The following is a 22,268-nucleotide window of genomic DNA, read 5'->3' as shown; positions in this document are numbered from 1 at the left end:
CGCTATCTGCTCTATAACGGCTCTGGTATGATGAGTGGAATTTGCAACGCTGTGTAATGGAAATCTAATTATGGTCATTAAGGCGCAAAGCCCTGCGGGTTTCGCGGAAGAGTACATCATTGAAAGTATCTGGAATAATCGTTTTCCCCCAGGCACCATCCTTCCCGCCGAACGTGAACTTTCTGAACTGATTGGTGTAACCCGTACTACCTTACGCGAAGTGTTGCAACGTCTGGCCCGCGACGGTTGGTTGACGATTCAGCACGGCAAACCGACGAAGGTGAATAATTTCTGGGAAACGTCCGGGCTGAATATTCTCGAAACCCTGGCGCGTCTTGATCATGACAGCGTTCCGCAGCTGATCGATAACCTGCTGTCGGTACGTACCAACATCTCTACTATCTTCATCCGCACTGCGTTCCGCCAGCATCCCGATAAGGCGCTGGACGTGCTGGCCAGCGCGCGTGAAGTTGCAGATCACGCCGACGCGTTCGCCGAGCTGGATTACAACATTTTCCGCGGCCTGGCATTCGCCTCCGGTAACCCGATTTATGGCCTGATCCTTAACGGAATGAAAGGGCTGTATACCCGCATCGGGCGTCACTATTTCGCCAACCCGGAAGCGCGCAGCCTGGCGCTGGGCTTCTATCATCAGCTGACGAAAGTATGCGAAGAGGGGCTGCACGAGAAGGTTTACGAGATTGTCCGTCGCTACGGTCATGACAGCGGCGAGATCTGGCACCGGATGCAGAAAACCATGCCGGGTGATTTAGTCATCGGTATGCGTTAAGGCGCACGGCTACGATAAAAATGCCCGGCAAGCTGTCGGGCATTTTTTCATCGTTTTACAGCGCGTTCTGGCGCGGCGGGCTGCGCTCCAGCAGTTCGATACTGCCATCGGCATTTTGTTGTTCCAGCAGGATATCAAACCCCCACAGACGATGGACGTGCTTGAGCACTTCCCGACGCCCTTTATCCAGCGGGACGCGATTGTGCGGCACATAGCGCAGCGTCAGTGAGCGGTCGCCGCGTAGATCGACGCTCCACACCTGAATATTCGGCTCAAGGTTGCTGAGATTGTACTGGGCGGACAGCTTCGAGCGGATCTCCCGATACCCCTCCTCGTTATGGATAGCGGAGATCTCCAGGTAGTTATGATGATCGTCATCCAGCACCGTAAAGAAGCGGAAATCGCGCATGACCTTCGGCGACAGGAACTGGCTGATAAAACTCTCATCTTTAAAATCACGCATGGCGAAATGCAGCGTTTCCAGCCAGTCCGAGCCGGCGATATCCGGGAACCAGTAGCGGTCTTCTTCGGTCGGCGACTGGCATATACGCTTAATGTCCTGGAACATGGCGAAGCCGAGGGCGTAGGGGTTAATCCCGTTATACCACTGGCTGTTATAGGGCGGCTGGAACACCACGTTGGTGTGGCTGTGCAGAAACTCCAGCATAAAGCGCTCCGTCACTTTCCCTTCGTCATAAAGATGATTGAGGATCGTATAGTGCCAGAAGGTGGCCCACCCTTCGTTCATCACCTGGGTCTGTTTTTGCGGATAAAAATACTGGCTGACCTTGCGCACGATACGCAGGATTTCGCGCTGCCACGGTTCCAGCAGCGGCGCGTTCTTCTCCATAAAGTACAGCAGGTTCTCCTGCGGCTCTGAAGGGTAGCGGCGGGCCGACTCAATGGTCTTCTCTTCTTCCCGCTTCGGCAGGGTGCGCCACAGCATATTCACCTGGCTTTGCAGATACTCTTCCCGGCTCTTCTGCCGCGCTTTCTCCTCCTGCAACGAGATTTTTTGCGGGCGTTTGTAGCGATCGACGCCGTAGTTCATCAGGGCATGACAGGAGTCGAGGAGCTTCTCAACCTCATCAACGCCGTAGCGCTCCTCGCAGTCGGTAATGTATTTCCGGGCGAAAATCAGATAGTCAATGATCGAGCTGGCGTCGGTCCAGCTGCGGAACAGATAGTTGTTTTTGAAAAAAGAGTTATGGCCGTAGCAGGCATGGGCCATGACCAGCGCCTGCATGGTTATTGTGTTTTCCTCCATCAGATAGGCGATGCAGGGATTGGAGTTAATGACAATCTCATAGGCCAGTCCCTGCTGACCGTGTTTATACGCCTGCTCGGTTTCGATAAACTTCTTACCGAACGACCAGTGCGGGTAGTTGATGGGCATGCCGACGCTGGAGTAGGCGTCCATCATCTGCTCGGACGTAATGACTTCGATCTGGTGCGGATAGGTGTCGAGACGGTACAGCTTCGCTACCCGGTCAACCTCGGCAAGGTAGGTTTCCAGCAGTTCAAAAGTCCAGTCGGGTCCATCGCTTAAACGAGTGGTGTCCCTGTTCATGGAATCAATCGTAGCCATTAGCGCGCCCTCGTTGTAGGTGGCTCTCTCTGTACGGAAAGCCTCTTATCAAGCATAGAACAGGGGACGACAAACTGCGCCTCCCGACAATTTCTTTTCTTCGCGATTTCGCAATCTTAAAGGCCTGGTTAATCCATATTTGCAGAATATTATTCTGAGTAAAAATGAAGCGCAGCACGAGATAGTAAATCTATGGGGTCAGTGCTGGTGCGGTTTGCTGTGAGTTAAGTCACCATAAATAAAGCGTATGTTGAATAATATTTTCATCTGAGTTATCAATTTGTAATCAGATGATTGTTCTTTAACTATTACGGAGTCGCTATGCGAGTCGTCATACTGGGAAGTGGGGTAGTTGGGGTTGCAAGTGCATGGTATTTAAGTCAGGCGGGTCACGAAGTGACGGTTATCGATCGTCAACCCGGGGCGGCGGAAGAGACCAGCGCCGCTAACGCCGGACAGATTTCCCCGGGCTATGCTGCGCCGTGGGCGGCGCCGGGCGTGCCGCTGAAGGCCATCAAATGGATGTTCCAGCGCCACGCGCCGCTGGCTATCGGTCTTGACGGCACTCCGTTCCAGCTGAAATGGATGTGGCAAATGCTGCGCAACTGCGATACCCGCCATTATATGGAGAACAAAGGGCGGATGGTGCGTCTGGCGGAATACAGCCGCGACTGCCTGAAAGCGCTGCGCGAAAGCACCGGGATCCAGTATGAGGGCCGCCAGGGCGGCACATTGCAGCTGTTCCGTACCGAAAAACAGTATGAAAACGCCACTCGCGACATCGCCGTGCTGGAAGATGCCGGCGTTCCATACCAGCTTCTGGAAGCGAAGCGTTTGCTGGAAGTGGAGCCCGCGCTGGCCGAAGTCAGCCACAAGCTGACCGGCGGTCTGCGTCTGCCCAATGATGAAACCGGCGATTGCCAGTTGTTTACCACCCGCCTGGCGGCCATGGCGGCGCAGGCGGGCGTCACCTTCCGCTTTAATACGCCGGTGGATGCGCTGCTGTATGAAGGCGAACAGATTGCCGGTGTAAAATGCGGCGCTGAAATCATCAAAGGCGATGCCTATGTGATGGCCTTTGGTTCATACTCAACCGCGATGCTGAAAGGGCTGGTGGACATTCCGGTCTATCCGCTGAAGGGCTATTCGCTGACCATTCCGATTGCCGAGGAAGACGGCGCGCCGGTTTCGACTATTCTTGATGAAACCTACAAAATCGCCATTACCCGCTTTGACCAGCGCATCCGCGTGGGCGGGATGGCGGAAATCGTCGGTTTTAATAAAGAGCTGCTGAAGCCGCGCCGGGAAACGCTGGAGATGGTGGTCCGCGATCTGTTCCCGCGCGGTGGCCACGTTGAGCAGGCAACGTTCTGGACCGGGCTGCGTCCGATGACCCCGGACGGCACGCCGGTGGTGGGCCGCACGGCGTATAAGAATTTGTGGCTGAACACCGGGCACGGCACGCTGGGCTGGACGATGGCCTGCGGTTCCGGGCAGTTGCTCAGCGATTTGATCTCCGGCCGTACACCGGCCATCCCGTATGATGATCTGGCCGTCGCGCGCTATAGCCCCGGTTTTACGCCGGCACGCCCTCAGCATCTGCACGGTGTTCATAACTAAGGAGTCTTCATGTCCCGTCCTGTATTGGCCAGCATTGATTTGCCGGCCTTGCGGCAGAATTTGCAGATTGTCCGGCGTGCGGCTCCCGCCTCGCGCCTGTGGGCGGTGGTGAAAGCCAACGCCTATGGTCATGGCCTGTCGCGCGTCTGGAGCGCGCTGAGCGGCGCAGATGGCTTCGCGATGCTCAACCTTGAAGAGGCGATTCTGCTGCGCGAGCACGGCTGGAAAGGGCCGATTCTGATGCTCGAGGGGTTCTTCCATGCCGACGAGCTGGCGCTATTTGATAAATACCGCCTGACCACCAGCGTGCACAGCAACTGGCAGATTAAGGCGCTGCAGCAGGCGAAGCTCCACGCACCGCTGGATATCTACGTCAAGGTCAACAGCGGGATGAATCGACTCGGTTTTATGCCGGATCGCCTCCATACCGTCTGGCAGCAGCTGCGGGTGCTGAATAACGTCAGCGCCATGACGCTGATGTCGCATTTTGCCGATGCGGAAAATCCGCAGGGTATTATTGAGCCGATGCGCCGCATCGAGCAGGCGGCGGAAGGGCTCGATTGCCCGCGTTCGTTGGCGAACTCGGCGGCGACGCTGTGGCATCCTGAAGCCCATTTCGACTGGGTGAGACCGGGTATTGTGCTGTATGGCGCATCGCCTTCCGGGCAATGGCAGGATGTCGCCAACAGCGGCCTCAAGCCGGTAATGACGCTCAGCAGCGAAATCATCGCCGTGCAGAATCTGCAGGCGGGCGAGGTGGTTGGCTACGGAGGGCGGTATCGGACGTCCGGCGAGCAGCGTATTGGGATTGTGGCCTGCGGTTACGCCGACGGCTATCCGCGCGTGGCGCCGGACGGTACGCCGGTGCTGGTGGACGGCGTTCGGACCCACACGGTGGGCCGGGTTTCAATGGATATGCTGGCGGTCGATCTAACGCCTTGCCCGCAGGCCGGGATCGGCGCGCCGGTCGAGCTGTGGGGCAAGGAGATCAAAATTGATGATGTCGCCAGCGCCTGCGGCACCGTCGGCTATGAATTAATGTGCGCGCTGGCGCCGCGCGTTCCGGTCGTGACAGGGTAACTTCCGTAAACGGCGTCATTGGCCGGGCTTATCAGCCAGAATTTCCGGCAGCGGCCGGAGTTCTGGCTTTCCGCTAACCCCTCTCAAGCAACACCCCGTCAGCCGGATGTCGGCCGCGCGGCTCCTCTTCGCACCCTCATATTGCGCACCTCCGCCTGACCATCGACGATCTCTTCGCAATCGCGCCTGCTCCTTGATTCGATTCCGTTGCCTGCTACGATCTGCTTAACGCCGACGGTAACATCAGCGACTGACGAGGTCTGGAAACAACCTCCATCACATGACTACAATGCCCCAGCGAGCCAACGGTCGTCATGTACAGAAAACAAAACGGACAGCGATATGCCAATGATGAGTTTTACCCGCCCTCTGATTAAAGCCGGTTCAAAAGTGGCCTCGCTGGTGAAAAAAATAGCGATTGCTCTGCTTATCGTGGTGACCGTTTTTATGGCCGGGCGTATTTACGAAACGCAGCGTGGGCCCGCCCTGCATCCGTGGCATACCTGGGCTGCTGATGAAATGTCGGCGACGGAGATTGACCACGCGACCTTCGCTGGCTATCTGGCGCGAGAAGAGACGATTTTTCGCCAGATGAGAAGTCAGCTGACCAATGCGCTTCAGGATGATGAAAAAACGCCGCTTAATCGTTTTTATGCCCAAAGCCAGGTCTATCCGCAACAGTTTCAGCCCGACTGGAATCGCTCCTTTGTGCTGTTGCCCGCAGGGACGCCGCGCGGCGCCGCGGTGTTGCTTCATGGCTTGACGGACTCGCCATACAGCGTGCGCTATCTGGCAAAAGCCTACCAGCAGCAGGGGTTCGTTGCCGTGGTGCCGAGGTTGCCGGGGCACGGTACTGCGCCGGGTTCGCTCACCGCCGTTGACTGGCAGCAGTGGATGGCGGCAACGCGACTGGCGGTACGCGAAGCCACCCGACTGGCCGGGGCGAACGTCCCGCTGCATGTTATCGGCTATTCCAACGGCGGCGCGCTGGCGCTGAAATATGCGCTCGACGCGCTGGATGATAACGCCTTGTCTCAGCCGCAGCAGATAGTCCTGCTGTCGCCGATGATCGGGGTGACCGCATTTGCCCGCTTTGCCGGGCTGACGGGGCTACCGGCGGTGTTTCCCGCTTTTGCGCGCGCGGCATGGCTTAACGTGGCGCCTGAGTTTAATCCTTATAAATACAATTCATTTCCGGTGAAGGCGGCCCGACAGTCGTGGCTGTTAACCCAGGCGCTGCAGGAGAAAATTGTCGAGGACTCCCGCAGCCAGCGGCTTGCTGCGCTGGCCCCGGTGCTGACTTTTCAGTCGGTGATGGACTCCACCGTCAGAACCAGGGCGGTGGTGGAGTCGCTGTATCGCTATTTGCCGGAAAACGGCAGCGAGCTGGTGGTTTTCGATATCAACCAGGCGGCGAATCTGCGCGCGTTGTTTCGACCTGCGGTCTACTCTGCGCTCAACACGCTACTGCCGCCAGCGCCGCGCCGCTATCGCACAACGGTGATTACCAATACCTCGTCCACGACGTACGATACCGTCGCGCGAACCACGCCAGCGGGCGCGCAAGAGGAGCAAGTGACGCGGCTGAACATCGCGTGGCCGCAGGATATGTATTCGCTGTCGCACGTCGCGGTACCTTTTCCGATGAGCGATTCTCTGTACGGTCGCGAGCCGACGGAGAAGAACCTTTACGGCATCAGTATCGGTACCATTTCGCTGCGCGGAGAGACCGCAACCCTCAGCGTAGGGCTGGATACGCTGATGCGCGTGACCTCTAATCCGTTCTTTCCGTTTATGATGGCGCGTATTGAGCAACATATTCACGGCGCTTTGCCGTCTGCGCCTGAATCGGGATTATAATGCACAGGAGTTCCGTTTATTTCTCGGGCTGAATGATTAACGTTGATTTTTTTAAGGAAAAAACTATGCAACATTGTCGGCTGGTGGTGTGGGGTACCCTGATTATTTGCGCTACGGCGGTCCAGGCTGAAGATCATGTCTACGGTGAACAGCGCATCAGCGGCTGGTGGGACTGGCTCAAAAATGATGTTTCGCAAACCTGGAATCAGCCGCAAAATTATGACCTGTATCTGCCGTTTCTCAGCTGGCACAACCGCTTAACCTACGATAAAGAGAAAACCGACAACTACAATGAGATGCCCTGGGGCGGCGGCTTCGGCGTCTCTCGCTATCACGATGATGGCGACTGGAGTTCGCTGTACGCCATGATGTTTAAGGATTCGCATAACAAGTGGCAGCCGATAATCGGCTACGGCTGGGAGAAGGGCTGGTATCTGGATAGCCGCCAGGATTTCCGCCTTGGCCTCGGCGTGACCGCCGGGATCACCGCCCGTGATGATTTCGCGAATTACGTCCCCTTACCGATAATTCTGCCCTTATTTTCCGCAAGCTATCAGCGGTTGAGCGTACAGTTCACCTATATTCCCGGCACCTACAATAACGGTAACGTCCTGTTTGCCTGGCTGCGCTATGGTTTTTAAACCCGGCCGCCAGGGAGGGCGCCGGTAATTTAAAGGGTGATCACTTTTTTAGCGACGGAGTGGGATAGCGCCAGCATTGAAATCAATACCGAGACGACAAACGTCAGGACAATCAGCATTAATTTTGTGGTCAGCGAACCGATAGGGATAAGGGCGCTCAGCAGATGAAAAATGGAGTAATGGAGGATATAAACCCCGGTCATCGTTTTGCTGACTGCCGCCAGGATACTCTCTTTAAACTCGCTGTTTTTACGGAAACGGACGCCGTTGGCCGCAATCACCAGCGCGACTACCAGAATATAAATTTGTGAACCGGTGAGAATGAACGCATTTCTGTCGGCCTTGAACAGGGCGAAAAAGAAATGACGCTCGTAAAACCAGGTGAAAAGATAAATAAAGGGTATGGCGCACATCGTGGCTTTGATAACGCTATCGCGGTTAAGCCAGCGCACCACCAGCGGGTCGTTAAACAGCTGGCCGGTTAAATAGAACAACAGCCAGGTCCACAGACGATACTGCGGTGGCAAAGTTAGCGGATGAACGTTGGGCCAAAGGACCGCCAGCAGGTCGTAGCCATAGCAGAAAAGCAGTAACACAAACACCACGCTAAAGAAGACCCTTCTGCGCAGGCTTAGCCACTCGACCAGCGGGTGGAAGGTATAAATCACGATAAAGGCGAAGACAAACCATGGCTGGATAAGATAGCCGCGCTGGTAGGGCTCAAAGAGGTAGTAAATCGTCATCCAGAAAAGAAAGACGATCACCACGCTTTTAATTTTCTCCATCTGCCAGCTCGCGTTATGTCGGGACTGAGCATCGAGATAGCCCGCCACCACAAAAAACAGCGGCGTGGCGATGGTCGAGATAAAGGTCAGAAAGCCGAGGATCCAGTGATAGTCGTAATCATACCGATCCCAGGTGTTATAGATGGTAAAGAAGGTGACCGCCGTCATGCATCCCAGCGTTTTAATAATATTTAACCCGGTGGTGTTCATTGTGGTTGCCGCATATCCTTAGGGTGAAAACAGGCGTAAATAACCGGAAGAACCAGTAGCGTCAGAATGGTCGCAAAACCCAGCCCGAACATGATAACCACCGCCATACTCTGGAAGAAGACGTCCAGCAGCAGCGGCGCCAGCCCGAGCACGGTGGTAAAGGCCGTGAGCAGTATAGGGCGTAAGCGCGAGGTTGCCGCATAGATAATTGCCTCGTGCTGCGGTTTTTCCTGTTTTTGTTGTTCAATCTCTTCAACCAGCACGATGCCGTTACGGATAAGCATGCCGCTCAGGCTAAGCAAACCGATAAGCGCCATAAAGCCGAAGGGAATGCCGGTGATTAAAAAGCCCGGCGTCACGCCGATCAGCGCCAGCGGCACGGTCAGCCAGATGGCAACGGCATTTTTCAGCGAACTGAACATCAGCACGGTGATGACGAACATCACCAGATAACCTAATGGCAGGGTGGTGAACAGCCCCTGCCGCGCTTCGCTGGAGTTCTCCGCATCGCCTCCCCACTCAATACTGTAGCCGTGCGGCAGACTGAGCGCGTTAATTTGCGGCTGGACTCGCGCCAGAATATCGCCCGGGGTTTGATGGCTCAGCGGGTCGGGGTTGCTCATCACCGTGAGGACGCGGCTGCGGTCGCGGCGGAGAATTAACGGGTCTTCCCATTCGAGGTTAAAGCCGCTGACGACGTTGCTCAGCGGAATGTACTGCTGACGGCTCTGGCTCCACACCAGTACGTTTTTCAGATGGTTAGCATCCTGACGTTCGGCGGCGGGCGGGCGTACCACCACCGGCAGCAGATCGGCGCCTTCACGATACAGCCCGACGCGGCTACCGCTGAAATTCATTTGCAGCGCACTGTCGATATCTTGCTTATCCACCCCCAGCTCGCGGCCGAGGACCGGCGAATACTGCGGACGGATCGTTTTACTGCGGTTTTGCCAGTCGTTACGCACGCTGCCGACGGCCGGATCCGCCGCAAGGATCGTGCTGACCTGGCTGGCTATCAGTCGCAATCTGTCGGGATCGGGGCCTTTAATACGCACCTCGATGGCGCTATCGCTGGACGGACCAAACATCACCCGCTTGCTGCTGGCGTTGACCTGCGGATAGTGGCGCGCAATATAGGCATCGACGTGGCGAGTGAGGGCGTCAATACTACGCTGGTCGTCCATGCGCACCATGATCTGCGCATAGTTGCTGTACTGCCGCTGGCCGCTGTAGGTGAGGATAAAGCGCATGCTGCCCTGACCGATGGTCGCCACGGTAGTGACCACGCCCGGCTGGCCGTTAATCGCGGTTTCGATATCGCTGGTCATTTTTTCGGTGGCGGCGATATCGGTGCCGTAGGGCAGCCACAGGTCCACAAAGAAGACAGGCGTATTGGATGACGGGAAAAAGTTCTGTCGTACCGAGCCAAATCCCCAGACCGCGCCGACCAGCAGCGCGGCCATCACCGTAAGGGTGACGGTTTTTTGCCGCAACAGGGCGTTGAGGATCTGCTGATAGCTGCGGTAAAAGCGTCCGCGGTAAGGATCGGCCTCAGCGGCTGGCGTCGGGGATGCCGCGCCTTTAAACAGCCACCATTTGATCAACACCGGGGTAATGGTGAGCGCCGAGAACCAGCTGAGCATCAGGGAGATGAGCAGCACCTGGAACAGCGATTTACAGTATTCCCCCGTCGAGTCCTGCGACAGACCGATAGGCGCGAAGGCGAGGATGGCTATCACGGTTGCCCCCAGCAGGGGCAGGGCGGAACGGCGGATAACGTAGTTGATGGCGGTCAGCAGCGTTGACCCCTGCTGACGGGCAATCAGCACGCCTTCGACAATCACGATGGCGTTATCGACCAGCATGCTGAGGGCGATAATGAGCGCGCCTAGCGAGATCCGCTGCAGCTCAATGCCCCACAGGTACATAATCAGCAGCGTGCCCAGCACGTTGAGGGCCAGCGAAAACGCAATAATAATACCGCTGCGCACGCCCATAAAGATCAGCAGAACGCCGACGACAATGGCCAGCGCCATTAAGAAATTAGTGATAAAGCCGTTAACCGAGTGGCCGACTTCAGCCGCCTGATCGTAGAACAGATCGAGGTGAATCCCGGCGGGTTTTTCCGCCGACATTTGTGCCAGCCTGGCCTCCAGCGCGTGGCCCACATCGATGACGTTGACGCCGGGAATGAACGAGACGCCCATGGTCACCGCCTGACGGCCGTTGGCGTGGTAGAGGCTGGACGGCGATTCGCTCAAGCCGCGCGAGATGGTGGCAATATCCCGTAACCGGGTTGCCGCCCCCGTACCGTGCGGGTTGATCGGCAGATCGCCCAGTTCGTCGATATTCTCAAATTCCCCGGTCGGATGCAGGCGAATGGACTCGCTGCCAGATTTAATCTCCCCGGCGCTGGACACGACGTTCAGGCGGCTGAGAATGGCGGAAAGCTGGTTAAGCGTAATGCCGCGGGCGGCCATTTTGGGTAAAGAGATATCAATATTAATCTGCTGGGGGAGTACACCGCCGATGGCGACCTTGCCAACGCCGGGCACCAGTACCAGTTCCCGACGCAGCTGCTCGGCATAACGGACCAGCTCGGGATTGGTAAAACTGTCGCCGGAAATGGCAAAGAAAAAGCCAAACACGTCGCCGAAATCATCGTTCACGAAGGGGGTGACCACGCCCGGAGGGAACAGACGGGCCGCATCGCCCACTCTGCGCCGCAGCTCATCCCAAATTTGCGGCAGCTCGTTGGAGTGGTAATTCGAGGCGATATTCACCGTAATCTGCGAGAGCCCGTTGGACGAAATAGAGCTGACGTTATCCAGATAAGGCAGCTGTTGCAGGGCATTTTCCAGCGGCAGGGTGACCTCTTCTTCGACCTGTTGCGCCGAAGCGCCAGGATAGTGGGTAATGACCACCGCCGTTTTAATGGTAAAGGCCGGATCTTCCAGACGGCCGATATTGAGCAGGGCGAAAATACCGCCAATGCCCAACAGCAGAATGGTTAACCAGACGCGAACGGGATTATTAATAAACTGACGAGAGATATCCATTAAAGTCCTCGTTCACGCGTCCAGATTCGAACCGGCTGTTGGGCATGCAGTTCGCTTACGCCAGCTGCCACAACGCGCTCGCCGGCGCTGAGCCCGTCGGTAATAACCACCCCCTGGGTGGTGACCTGCCCGACGCTCACTTTGCGATCCTCAAGATGCAGCTGTTCGCCATCGCCCTTAATCACCCACACGTGCGGCTCATTGCGCGGATGATTATCGGGATTGAACACCGCCTCAACCGGCACCACCAGCGCCTCGCGACCGGTATTGGCGGGCAGATTCGCCAGATTCACCGTCACGGTCCCGCTGACGCCGCCCACCGCGGGGAAATCGGCCGGGCGCGGCATGGTCAAAATCACCTGCCACGTCAGGGAATGATTGTCGCTGCTGCCGGAATGCTCTTTGTACTGGGCGGTAAACTGGCGATCCGGCAGGGCGTTGATTTTCACTAGCGGACGATACTGCGCGTTGCGAATATCAAAGGCGCTAAACAGATTTTCCGGGATGCTAAAGACCACGTCGAGCAGATCGCTACGCGTCAGGGTCACCACGGTCTGCCCGGCGGCCACCACCTGGTGATTGCGCACCGGCACGCTGGCCGCTACCCCGCTAAACGGCGCCTTTAGCGTCAACTGGTCGAGTTCTTCGCGGGCAATTTTCAGCGCGGCATTTGCCGAGTCGCGGCTGGCGCGCTGAATGTCCATTTCGGCTTGCGAAATAGCCTGGCGGCCGGCGAGGGTCTGAAAGCGGTCAAACTGCCGCTGCGCGAGCGTGGCGGCAGTTTGTCGTTCATTGAAACGCTGTTGGGCTTCCCGCGCGTTGAGACGGGCGAGGACCTGTCCTTGCGTAATGTTGGCGCCCTGGCGCACATCGAGCGATTCCACCAGGCCGCCGCGTTTAAAAGAGAGATCCGTAGAGTCCCCGGATTCGATGCGCGCGGGGAAAACACGCTGCTGTGAATCCCCGACCGCAGTCACCTCAGCGGCTTTCACCATCCGTGGCAGCGGTGTAACCTGCGGCGCTTTCTGGTCGCAAGCTGTTGTTATCAAAATAACAACAGGAATGAGAGAAAAATAACGGTTCACTGTATTCCCCGCAAAGCTAAAAGATTTATTTTACATATTGGTTACAACCGGCGGATTTATTCAGCCAGGGCAGAGACGACGAGATAGGTGAATAATCCTGTCGCCGTACAGGCAATGATTGCCAGGGCGATAAACAGGCTCAGGCGAAACAGACTATAGCCAAACATCGCTCCTCCTTTAGTGATGGATATATAGTTAGTAAATCCTCATATACCTAATTATGGGGTGGTTTTTGCAATCGTTACAGCTCCTGATTATGAGGATAGTCGTAGAAAAGCGGAAATGTTAAAAAGAGTAAAAATCGCCCTGATGTCGACGCTTTGGCGGCGTTTCCAGCCGAATTGACTGAAGGGGGGTATCTCAGTGATATTTTTCAATATATTAATTGGTGGCTTAATCATGTTAACCGTCCTGTGCTACGTTTAATCATACCGATTATTGTGCCAGCTTTGTTCCTGAGATTTTTTCCGCAACACGTGTCGTAGGAAGTTATTCGCCATCTATTCTATTGGTAATAAAAGGATTGTCTGTATGTATAAAAATATTCTGGTCCCGGTTGATGTCTTTGAAATTGGCCTTGCCGACAAGGCGCTATCCCACGCTCAGTTTCTTGCGCAGAGCGCTTGCGGGAAAATTCACCTGTTGCACGTAAATCCTCTGTTTTCCCCGGTGCTGACGCGTGGATTTATTTCTGATGCGCGAAAAATGGAAGACTATCTGGTTAAAAACGCTGAGGAAAAACTTGCCGGGTTGGCCAAAAAGTCCACCCTGCCGGAAAGTGACATCCAGATTCATGTCCGTAGCGGCAATGTTCGCGATGAAGTGATCAAACTGGCTGACGAGCTGCAGGCGGATGTGGTGATTATTGGCTCGCGAAACCCCAATATTCAGACCCATTTGCTGGGTTCTGAGGCGGCAGGCATCGTTCGTTATGCCCATGTGCCGGTTTTTGTCGTGCGTTAGGGGCGGCCTGATGCTGTTCTGATTTCCGTTACAGGAGTGAGGAGATAACTATGAGTACAGACAAACCGGCTGGCCCGTTCTATAAGCTTTCCGTCGATGAAACCCTGACCCGCACCAACAGTTCCTCCGAAGGTATTAGCAGCGCAGAAGCGGCCTCGCGACTCCAGCAGTACGGCGAGAATGCGCTACCCCAAAAGCCAGGCAAACCCGCGTGGCTCCGTTTCCTGGCCCATTTCAACGATGTCCTGATTTATGTCCTGCTGGCGGCCGCGCTGCTGACTGCGGTCATGGGGCACTGGGTCGATACTCTGGTGATTCTGGGCGTCGCGGTGATCAATGCCCTGATTGGACATATTCAGGAAAGCAATGCGGAAAAATCGCTGCAGAGCATTCGTAATATGCTGGCCAGCGAGGCGGTGGTGATCCGCCAGGGAAACCATGAAACGGTAGCGACTACCGCGCTGGTGCCGGGCGATATCGTGGTGATCCGCGCGGGCGACCGAATCCCTGCCGACCTGCGGGTTATCGAAGCCCACAACCTGCGCGTGGAAGAGGCGATACTCACCGGCGAGTCGACGGTGGTGGAGAAAAGCACCGAGGCGCTGAGCGGCGATCTTCCCCTCGGCGATCGCACGAACCTGCTGTTTTCCGGTACGACGGTCAGTTCCGGCGGTGGTAAAGGCCTGGTGGTGGCGACCGGCGGCGATACCGAACTGGGTCATATCAACCAGATGATGGCGGATATTGAAAAGCACCGTACGCCGCTGCTGGTACAGATGGATAAGCTCGGCAAAGCCATCTTTATTATTATTCTGGTGATGATGGCCGCGCTGTTCGTCTTCAGCCTGCTGTTCCGCGATATGCCGGTTTCAGAGCTGATGCTCTCGCTGATTAGCCTTGCGGTGGCCTCGGTGCCGGAAGGTTTGCCGGCGATTATCTCGATCATTCTCTCTTTAGGCGTGCAGACCATGGCGCGGCAGAAGGCGATCATTCGTAAGCTGCCGACCGTTGAGACCCTCGGGGCGATGACGGTAATTTGTTCGGATAAAACCGGGACGCTGACCATGAACGAGATGACGGTTAAAGCCGTCATTACGGCGGATACCGTCTATCGGGTGGAAGGCGATAGCTATGAACCGATAGGCAATATCCACCCGGTCGACGGGGCCGGGCCGGTTGTGGTGGCGCCCGGTACGCTGCTTGAGCGCTATTTGAGGACCATTGATTTATGTAATGACAGCCAGCTTATCAAGGATGAAAGCGGGTTATGGAAAATTACCGGCGGCCCGACGGAAGGGGCGCTGAAGGTGCTGGCGGCGAAAGTCGCGCTGCCGACGGTGGCAACCGAATTGCGCAGCAAGATCCCTTTCGATTCGCAATATAAATATATGTCGACGCTCTATCGGATCGGTAATGAAGAGATGATCTTAATCACCGGCGCTCCGGATGTGCTGTTCCGGCTTTGTCAGCAGCAGCAGACGGAGGAGGGCCTGCAGCCGCTGAATCAGCCCTACTGGGAAGCAAAAATTGAAGAGTACGCGCGGGAAGGGTTGCGAATGGTCGCGGCGGCGTGGAAGCCTGCGGCCAGCGGACAAAGCGAGCTGACCCATCAGGATCTGCAGCAGGGCGTCATTCTCCTCGGTATTGCCGGGATGATGGATCCGCCGCGTCCGGAAGCGATTACGGCGATTGGCGACTGCCTGCAGGCGGGGATTCGCGTGAAGATGATCACCGGCGATCACCCGCAAACGGCGATGAGTATCGGCAAAATGCTGGGCATCGGCAACGCCAGCACGGCCATTACCGGGCGCGAGCTGGAGGTGATGGACGACCAGCAGCTCAGCGAAGCCGCGCAGAAGTTTGATATTTTCGCCCGTACCAGCCCGGAAGATAAATTCCGTCTGGTGCAGGCGCTGCAGAGTAAAAAAGAGGTCGTGGGGATGACCGGTGACGGGGTGAACGATGCTCCGGCGCTGAAGCAGGCTGATGTCGGGATCGCGATGGGCATCAAGGGAACCGAGGTGACCAAAGAGGCGGCCGACATGGTGCTGACGGATGATAACTTCGCCACCATTGCCAGCGCGGTCAGAGAAGGGCGGCGGGTGTACGATAACCTGAAGAAAACCATCCTTTTCATTATGCCGACCAACCTGGCGCAGGGGCTATTAATCATTATCGCGCTGCTGGCGGGGAACTTAATTCCTTTGACCCCGGTACTCATCTTATGGATGAACATGGCGACCTCCGCCACGCTGTCGTTTGGTCTGGCGTTTGAGGCTGGCGAGAAGAACATCATGGCGCGACCGCCGCGCGATCCTAAACTGCATGTTATGGATGGTTTCGCCATCTGGCGGGTGGTTTTTGTTGGCTCGATGATCGCCGTAAGCGCCTTTGTTCTGGAGGCCTGGCTCCAGCCGCGCGGCTATTCGCCGGAGTTTATCCGTACCGTCCTGCTGCAAACGCTGGTGACCGCCCAGTGGTTTTACATGCTCAACTGCCGCGTCTCCGACGGCTTTTCGCTGAGTAAAGGCTTACTGGCGAACAGAGGCATCTGGATCGTCAGCGGCGTTCTGCTGGCGCTGCAGCTGCTGATCATCTACGCGCCGTTTATGCAAATGCTGTTTGGCACCACCGCGCTGCCGTTCCGCTATTGGGTGATCACTTTTGTTATCGGCTTTGTGATGTTCCTGATTGTGGAGGTCGAAAAACCGTTAACCCGCAAATGGCTCACCGCCTGAGGCAAGAACGGCGTATCAATGGCCTTCAGGGCCGCTGATACGCCGTTGATAAGCTGATTCAGGCGCCAGGTGGTAGGTGGTGCTGTCATCAACACCGTGCCATCATCCTTCGTCAGCGAGCGGACAGAGGCGGATCACACCGCCTCATCTTCCGCCACGCGTACCCCGACCTTCAGCACGTGGTCTTCCTCTTTCTCCGCCACCGTCCACAGCATTCCGGCAAACTCCACCTGGTCACCAACCACCGGTGCGGCACCGAGCAGCCCCTGAATCACATCCCCCAGCGATTGCTGGCGTTCGCGAAACTCTTCCCCGCCGTCAAGACCGTAAATTTGCGCCACATCGGCGAATTTAGCGTTGGCGTCGAGAATAAAGTCGCCGAAGAAGCGCTGGTCGAGCGCCACCGGTGGCGACTGGCTGAACATTTTGCCCAGCGCCGGCAGGTCGTGCTCGCGGCCGATCACGCAGAGAATATCGCCTTCGAGCAGCCGGGTGCTGCCGGTTGGGTGCAGCAGAATATTGTCGCGGAACAGGGCGGCAATGCGGGTTTCCGGCGGCATATGCAGATCGCGCAGCGCCGCGCCGACGCACCATTTATCGGCGCTCAGCTGGTAAACAAACTGCTCCCAGGGATTTTCCGGATGGATATCCAGCCCGACGCGGGAAATGGGCCAGCCCACCGGCGGAACCACCACTTTGGCTTTTTTCGCCGCCCACGAGAGGGAGGTTCCCTGCAGCAGCAGGGAGACCAGCACCACGAAGAAGGCGACGTTAAAGAACAGGCGGGCGTTATCAAGACCGGCCATCATCGGGAAGACGGCGAGAATAATCGGCACCGCGCCGCGCAGGCCAACCCAGCTGATAAACACCCGTTCGCGCAGAGTAAAGCCGCGAAACGGCAGCAGGCCGGCAAAGACCGACAGCGGGCGGGCGACGAAAATCATCCACATCGACAGCAGCAGCGCCGGGATGGCGATAGGCCACAGGTCCGATGGCGTGAGCAGCAGACCGAGTACGAGGAACATGGCGATTTGCGCCAGCCACGCCAGCCCGTCAAAGTTCTGCAGGATCCCGTGACGGTTGCGAATCGGCCGGTTGCCGAGCAGGAAGCCGCACAGATACACCGCCAGAATACCGCTGCCGTCCAGCGAGGTGGTGACGGCAAAAATCATAATCCCGCCGCTTAGCGCCAGCAGCGGATAGAGCCCCGCAGGCAGCACGATGCGGTTAATCATCTGCAACAGCAGATAGCCGCCGCCGAGACCAATGACGATGCCGAGACCGAACTGCTGCACGATGTGCACGGCAAACATCCAGCTCAGGCCGGTTTGATGCTGCTGAATCATCCCGATAAGGGTAATGGTCAGGAATACCGCCATCGGATCATTGCTGCCGGATTCAATCTCCAGCGTGGCGCCCACGCGCTCGTTCAGCCCTTTACCGCCGAGCAGCGAGAAGACCGCCGCGGCATCGGTGGAGCCGACAATCGCGCCGATCAACATCCCTTCGATGAGATTGAGATGGAACAGCCATGCGGCCATTATCCCGGTCAGACAGGAGGTGATCAGCACGCCAACGGTCGCCAGTGACAGGGCGGGCCAGAGGGCGACGCGAAACGAACTCGCCTGGGTGCGCATACCGCCGTCCAGCAGGATTACCGCCAGCGCCAGGTTACTCACCATGTAGGCGAACGGGTAGTTGTCAAAAGGGATGCCGCCGATACCATCGACGCCAGCCAGCATACCGATGGTGAGGAAAATAACCAGAATCGGGATGCCAAGGCGTGAGGAAAAGGAACTCAATAAAATGCTACAGGTTACTAATACAGAACCCAGAATAAACAGACTAATGACCGCACCGGCGTCCAAAGTTGACGTACTCCTTACTGGCGTAAAGGTTTTATGAAAGTGACATTATTTTAACAACCCGCAGAGTATCCGAAAATGTGTAACCGATGTTTTTATTCGGTCAGTACCGGATGCCCGCTGAGCGTTAAGGTGGTGGTGGCCGCGTTGTTCACCAGCAGCGCGTTCGCGCCGAGGGGCAGGGTCACGGTCCGCTGCTCGTGGCCGAAGTCCAGCCCGCTGATAAGAGGAACAGCGAGCTGCGCGCGGAGATAGTCGCAGACCTGCGGTAAATCATAGCCCGCGTCGTAATCGTTAGGCCGGGCGCCGGTAAAGCTGCCGAGGACAATGGCGCGCTGAGCGGCGAGGATACCACTATTAAGCAGCTGCAACAGCATCCGTTCGACGCGGAACGGATGCTCGTTAATATCTTCCAGCAGCAGAATACCGTTGCTGATTTGCGGCAGCCACGGCGTGCCAATCAGCGAGGTTATCATCGCCAGATTGCCGCCCCACAGGGTCCCCTTGGCCCGGCAATCCGGTCCGTCGCCCTGCCACTCGAGGGTAAATTCCGGGCTGCGCAGCGCCTGCCAGAAGTGCTGTTCGGTAAACGGGTCCATGACTTCGGCGCCAAAGTTACCGGCCAGCATCGGACCGCTAAAGGTGATTATGCTACCCTTGGCCAGCAGGCCCATTTGAATCGCTGTAAAATCGCTGTGTCCGCAAATGATTAGCGGGTTTTGCCGCTGGCGCGCAATGAGCGCCTGCCAGTCGATGTGCGGTAGCAGGCGGCTGGCGCCGTAGCCGCCGCGTACCGCCATCACGATGCGATTAGCGCCTTCGAGGGTCGCCAGCTGGTTTATGTCGTTCAGGCGCTCATGCTCAGTTCCGGCAAACCGCTGCTGGCGGCGGGGGATGACCTCCTGGTGCAGGACCTGATGCCCGGCTTCCTGCAGACGTTGAACGCCGCGGTGCGCTGCCTCCTGGTTGACGCAGTAACCTGAAGGGGCGACCAGATAAAACTGAGACATGACAATTCCTTGCTAAGAATGAAAGGGTTATCATGCCGCCTGGAGCGATTATTGTCATCTCCAGGCGGCAAACTTCAGCCAATAAGGATAGATGTGTGAAATTGAGATGGTGTGTTTTTATCGTTGTGTTGTTGGCCGGTTGTAGCTCAAAACAGGATTACCGTAACCCGCCGTGGAACGCTGAAGTTCCGGTTAAGCGGGCGATGCAGTGGATGCCTGTCAGTGAAAAAGCCGGCGTGGCGTGGGGCGTTGACCCGCAGCTGGTGACGGCGATTATCGCCATTGAATCCGGCGGCAACCCGACGGTCATCAGTAAATCCGGAGCGGTTGGCCTGATGCAGCTGAAACCCTCGACATCCGGGCGCGATGTCTATCGGCGCATGGGCTGGCGCGGTGAACCATCGGTCAGCGAGCTGAAAAATCCCGAACGTAATATTTCGATGGGCGCGGCCTATCTGAGTATCCTTGAAAATGGCCCGCTTGCCGGGATTAAAAATCCGCAGGTGATGCGCTATGCGGTAGTGGTCTCCTACGCTAACGGCGCCGGGGCGCTGCTGCGCACCTTCTCCGCGAATCGTCAGGATGCGATTGACGAGATCAACACTCTGGATGCCGATGAGTTCTTCGAGCACGTGGTGAAAAAGCATCCGGCTCCGCAGGCCCCACGCTATATCTGGAAGCTGCAGAAGGCGCTCGACGCCATGTAATCGCCTCCGCTCGCGCTGCGTTTACCGGGACACGCCCGGTGTTATCCGCAGAGCACAGCGCGAGCGGAACGCTTTTCAGACAATTCTCAGAAGTCGTAGCCGACGGTGGCGATCACGCTGCGCCCGGCTCCCCAGTAACAGTTGCCGGTTCCGTAGCAGCCGGAGACAAACGCCCGATCGCCGAGGTTATTGGCATTAACCTGCACAAAAGCTCCTTTCAATGATGGCGACCAGACGCCGAGGTCGGCGCGCACCATCGCATCCAGTAAGGTGACCGACGGCAGGCGCTCGGTATTGGCATCATCTGCCCACTGCTTGCCGATATAGCGTACGCCAGCCCCTGCACTAATGCCGGCCGGGAACTGATAGCGCGCCCAGAACGAGGCCATCTGATCCGGCGTCAGCTGCGGCGTGTTGGCGTTGGTGCCATCTTTGGTGTCCTGGAAGCGCAAGCGGTTCCAGGTGTAGGAGGCAAGGGTGCTCAGCTCAGGCGTAATCTGGTTGCGCATCTCCAGCTCCACGCCCTGGGAATGGACTTTTCCAGCCGGAATAAAGGTCGCGGTAGCAATATTTGGATCGCGCGTCGCCACATCTTTTTGCGTCAAATCGTAGATGGCAATGCTGTACATATCGGCGGTACCCGGCGGCTGGAATTTCAGCCCCGCTTCCACCTGCTCTGCGGTCGTGGGCTTGAGCAGCGTTCCGTTGGCACCCGGCAACATGGCTGGCGTAATCGCCTGGCTATAGCTCAGATACGGCGAAAGGCCATTTTCCAGCGCATACAGCAGCGATGCCCGGCCGCTGATATGGCCATCGGCGCGGCGGCTGGAGGTGCCGAAGGTATTGCTGACCTGTTGCGAAACCAGGCGATCGTACCGACCGGACACATCCAGATGCCAGCGTTCCCAGACCATTTCGTCCTGCAGATAGATCCCAGTCTGCTCATAGCGGCGGTTATTGTTATTGCTGTAGGTCACGGTATGCCCGCTCTGCGCGGTATAGCCGCTGAACGGGTCGAGGGGTGATGCGCTGCCGGCGCCGGTCCACAGATCGTTGCGGAAACGGTGATACTCCCCGCCGACGATCAGCGTATGGGCCAGCTCGCCGGTGGTGAAATCGGCGCGCAGGCGGTTATCGGTAGACCAGGCATCCAGCGAGCCGCGCGAGCCGCTGTAGCCGCGCGCCAGGCTGTCGCTGCCGTCAATCCAGCCGACCTGATACACCTGATCCAGCGAGACGTTGGTGTGGGTATAGCTCCCGGCGGAGTAGGCCGACCAGACGTCATTGAACTGATGAGTAAACTCGTAGCTGTAGATCTGCTCGCGGCGCCGATACCCGTCTGACGGGTCACCTTCATTGGTGCCAGTGGCGAGCTTACGCCCGTTGTGGGCATAGCGGGTGCCGTCCAGCGGCAGCGAACCGTGATAACCGCCCGACGGATCTTTTTGCAGGTAGGCGCGCAGCAGCAGCGAGGTATCGGTATCCGGTTGCCAGAGCAGGGAAGGCGAAATGGCATAGCGCTCTTCGCGGGTATTATCGTATTGAGTGTCGCTGGTGCGCGTCATACCGATAACCCGGTAAGCCCATTGATCGTTGAGGGCATCGGTATAATCGAAGGCGGCCCCTTTGGTGTTCTGCGTCCCGCCGCTGAGACGGAAATGGCCTTCCGGGGCAAACTGCGGACGTTTCGACGTCATATTCACCACCCCGCCCGGCACGCTCTGACCGTACAGCGCCGAAGAGGGGCCGCGGATGACGTCAACCCGTTCAATAAACCACGGATCGATTTGCAGGACGTTGTGGCTACCGCCATCGCTCATCAGGCGCATGCCGTCGAGAAACAGGTTATCAACATCGCCGCCGTGGTAGCCGCGCAACGACACCGTATCAAAGCGGGTTGCGCCGCCGCCGAAGCTGGAGTAAACCCCTGGGGTATATTCCAGCGCCTGGCTGAGGGTATTGGCTCCCCGATCCGCCATCTGCTGACGGGTGATGACCGAGACCGACTGCGCGGTGGTAATCAGCGGCCGATCGGTTTTTGTCGCGCCGGTGGAGGTTCTGGCGCTATAGCCCTGCGTTGGCGAGACCGCCGAGTCGACGGGTTGCGCGGTGACGATAACCGTCTCTTCCGCCAGGCTGGCAAGCGGGAAGGCGGCGGCCAGCGCGTATAACAGCGCCGGGCGTTTGCAGATGACGCGAGCGGTCATGACATAATCCTGAGTTGATGTAGCCTGGTACTCCTGTACGCCGCTACGCAGTAAAAACGA

At 57.3% G+C, this 22,268-nt stretch carries 15 protein-coding genes; 8 read left to right on the top strand and 7 right to left on the bottom strand.

The window, feature by feature from the left end:
- Nucleotides 1-70 precede the first annotated feature (70 nt).
- The gene (gene fadR, locus FNY10_RS11125; RefSeq protein ID WP_131047809.1) at nucleotides 71-790 is read left to right on the top strand and encodes a fatty acid metabolism transcriptional regulator FadR; all 720 of its coding nucleotides are present in this window, start codon (nucleotides 71-73) and stop codon (nucleotides 788-790) included.
- A gap of 55 nt (nucleotides 791-845) precedes the next feature.
- Here the strand turns inward: fadR and FNY10_RS11120 are convergent, their stop codons facing one another.
- A complete protein-coding gene (locus tag FNY10_RS11120; RefSeq protein ID WP_131047810.1) occupies nucleotides 846-2,378 on the bottom strand; it encodes a SpoVR family protein in 1,533 nt (510 codons plus the stop codon).
- 321 nt (nucleotides 2,379-2,699) lie between these two features.
- Here FNY10_RS11120 and FNY10_RS11115 point away from each other — a divergent pair, with 321 nt between their 5' ends.
- From FNY10_RS11115 to pagP, 4 genes are all read left to right on the top strand, one after another.
- Nucleotides 2,700-3,998 (top strand): D-amino acid dehydrogenase, encoded by a 1,299-nt coding sequence (locus FNY10_RS11115; protein WP_160704514.1) that lies wholly within the window; start codon nucleotides 2,700-2,702, stop codon nucleotides 3,996-3,998.
- A gap of 9 nt (nucleotides 3,999-4,007) precedes the next feature.
- The gene (dadX, locus tag FNY10_RS11110) at nucleotides 4,008-5,078 is read left to right on the top strand and encodes a catabolic alanine racemase DadX (RefSeq protein ID WP_160704516.1); all 1,071 of its coding nucleotides are present in this window, start codon (nucleotides 4,008-4,010) and stop codon (nucleotides 5,076-5,078) included.
- 348 nt (nucleotides 5,079-5,426) lie between these two features.
- On the top strand, nucleotides 5,427-6,938 hold the full coding sequence (locus FNY10_RS11105; protein ID WP_160704868.1) for an alpha/beta fold hydrolase: 1,512 nt from the start codon (nucleotides 5,427-5,429) through the stop codon (nucleotides 6,936-6,938).
- Between the two features lie 65 nt (nucleotides 6,939-7,003).
- On the top strand, nucleotides 7,004-7,579 hold the full coding sequence (gene pagP, locus FNY10_RS11100; RefSeq protein ID WP_131047814.1) for a lipid IV(A) palmitoyltransferase PagP: 576 nt from the start codon (nucleotides 7,004-7,006) through the stop codon (nucleotides 7,577-7,579).
- Between the two features lie 29 nt (nucleotides 7,580-7,608).
- On the opposite strand, the gene FNY10_RS11095 is transcribed toward pagP, so the two are convergent.
- The 3 genes from FNY10_RS11095 to FNY10_RS11085 are packed head-to-tail and all read right to left on the bottom strand — an operon-like array spanning nucleotide 7,609 to nucleotide 12,718.
- Nucleotides 7,609-8,532 carry an acyltransferase gene (locus FNY10_RS11095; protein WP_160704869.1) on the bottom strand — a complete coding sequence of 308 codons (924 nt, stop codon included), beginning with the start codon at nucleotides 8,530-8,532 and terminating at the stop codon, nucleotides 7,609-7,611.
- Nucleotides 8,533-8,570: 38 nt separating this feature from the next.
- Nucleotides 8,571-11,633: an efflux RND transporter permease subunit gene (locus tag FNY10_RS11090; RefSeq protein ID WP_141964362.1), complete on the bottom strand. Its 3,063-nt coding sequence runs from the start codon at nucleotides 11,631-11,633 to the stop codon at nucleotides 8,571-8,573.
- The gene (locus tag FNY10_RS11085; protein ID WP_131047817.1) at nucleotides 11,633-12,718 is read right to left on the bottom strand and encodes an efflux RND transporter periplasmic adaptor subunit; all 1,086 of its coding nucleotides are present in this window, start codon (nucleotides 12,716-12,718) and stop codon (nucleotides 11,633-11,635) included. The genes FNY10_RS11090 and FNY10_RS11085 overlap by 1 nt, the downstream gene beginning before the upstream one ends.
- A 531-nt stretch (nucleotides 12,719-13,249) precedes the next feature.
- On the opposite strand from FNY10_RS11085, the gene FNY10_RS11080 reads away from it, so the two are divergent.
- Both FNY10_RS11080 and FNY10_RS11075 read left to right on the top strand, forming a co-directional pair.
- Nucleotides 13,250-13,681: a universal stress protein gene (locus FNY10_RS11080; protein ID WP_100682371.1), complete on the top strand. Its 432-nt coding sequence runs from the start codon at nucleotides 13,250-13,252 to the stop codon at nucleotides 13,679-13,681.
- A 50-nt stretch (nucleotides 13,682-13,731) separates the two neighbouring features.
- Nucleotides 13,732-16,419 (top strand): cation-transporting P-type ATPase, encoded by a 2,688-nt coding sequence (locus FNY10_RS11075; RefSeq protein ID WP_160704518.1) that lies wholly within the window; start codon nucleotides 13,732-13,734, stop codon nucleotides 16,417-16,419.
- A 134-nt stretch (nucleotides 16,420-16,553) separates the two neighbouring features.
- Here the strand turns inward: FNY10_RS11075 and FNY10_RS11070 are convergent, their stop codons facing one another.
- On the bottom strand, nucleotides 16,554-18,287 hold the full coding sequence (locus FNY10_RS11070) for a potassium/proton antiporter (protein ID WP_141964364.1): 1,734 nt from the start codon (nucleotides 18,285-18,287) through the stop codon (nucleotides 16,554-16,556).
- A 92-nt stretch (nucleotides 18,288-18,379) separates the two neighbouring features.
- A complete protein-coding gene (gene ldcA, locus FNY10_RS11065; protein WP_100682374.1) occupies nucleotides 18,380-19,294 on the bottom strand; it encodes a muramoyltetrapeptide carboxypeptidase in 915 nt (304 codons plus the stop codon).
- Nucleotides 19,295-19,389: 95 nt separating this feature from the next.
- Here ldcA and emtA point away from each other — a divergent pair, with 95 nt between their 5' ends.
- Nucleotides 19,390-20,001: a membrane-bound lytic murein transglycosylase EmtA gene (gene emtA / locus FNY10_RS11060; RefSeq protein ID WP_131047819.1), complete on the top strand. Its 612-nt coding sequence runs from the start codon at nucleotides 19,390-19,392 to the stop codon at nucleotides 19,999-20,001.
- Nucleotides 20,002-20,087: 86 nt separating this feature from the next.
- Here the strand turns inward: emtA and FNY10_RS11055 are convergent, their stop codons facing one another.
- Entirely contained in the window at nucleotides 20,088-22,208 is a 2,121-nt protein-coding gene (locus FNY10_RS11055; RefSeq protein ID WP_160704520.1) for a TonB-dependent siderophore receptor, read from the bottom strand.
- Between the last annotated feature and the right edge of the window lie 60 nt (nucleotides 22,209-22,268).

It is taken from the genome of Klebsiella sp. Lac1, from assembly GCF_009825425.1.
Classification (GTDB): domain Bacteria; phylum Pseudomonadota; class Gammaproteobacteria; order Enterobacterales; family Enterobacteriaceae; genus Klebsiella; species Klebsiella electrica.
Note: the sequence above shows the minus strand (reverse complement) of the source record. Positions and strands in the feature narration are given on the sequence as shown.

Excerpts from the sequence above, each read along its gene's own strand:
- fadR (WP_131047809.1), top strand. The coding sequence starts at position 71 with ATGGTCATTAAGGCGCAAAGCCCTGCGGGTTTCGCGGAAGAGTACATC.
- FNY10_RS11120 (WP_131047810.1), bottom strand. The coding sequence starts at position 2,378 with ATGGCTACGATTGATTCCATGAACAGGGACACCACTCGTTTAAGCGAT.
- FNY10_RS11115 (WP_160704514.1), top strand. The coding sequence starts at position 2,700 with ATGCGAGTCGTCATACTGGGAAGTGGGGTAGTTGGGGTTGCAAGTGCA.
- dadX (WP_160704516.1), top strand. The coding sequence starts at position 4,008 with ATGTCCCGTCCTGTATTGGCCAGCATTGATTTGCCGGCCTTGCGGCAG.
- FNY10_RS11105 (WP_160704868.1), top strand. The coding sequence starts at position 5,427 with ATGATGAGTTTTACCCGCCCTCTGATTAAAGCCGGTTCAAAAGTGGCC.
- pagP (WP_131047814.1), top strand. The coding sequence starts at position 7,004 with ATGCAACATTGTCGGCTGGTGGTGTGGGGTACCCTGATTATTTGCGCT.
- FNY10_RS11095 (WP_160704869.1), bottom strand. The coding sequence starts at position 8,532 with ATGACGGCGGTCACCTTCTTTACCATCTATAACACCTGGGATCGGTAT.
- FNY10_RS11090 (WP_141964362.1), bottom strand. The coding sequence starts at position 11,633 with ATGGATATCTCTCGTCAGTTTATTAATAATCCCGTTCGCGTCTGGTTA.
- FNY10_RS11080 (WP_100682371.1), top strand. The coding sequence starts at position 13,250 with ATGTATAAAAATATTCTGGTCCCGGTTGATGTCTTTGAAATTGGCCTT.
- FNY10_RS11075 (WP_160704518.1), top strand. The coding sequence starts at position 13,732 with ATGAGTACAGACAAACCGGCTGGCCCGTTCTATAAGCTTTCCGTCGAT.
- ldcA (WP_100682374.1), bottom strand. The coding sequence starts at position 19,294 with ATGTCTCAGTTTTATCTGGTCGCCCCTTCAGGTTACTGCGTCAACCAG.
- FNY10_RS11055 (WP_160704520.1), bottom strand. The coding sequence starts at position 22,208 with ATGACCGCTCGCGTCATCTGCAAACGCCCGGCGCTGTTATACGCGCTG.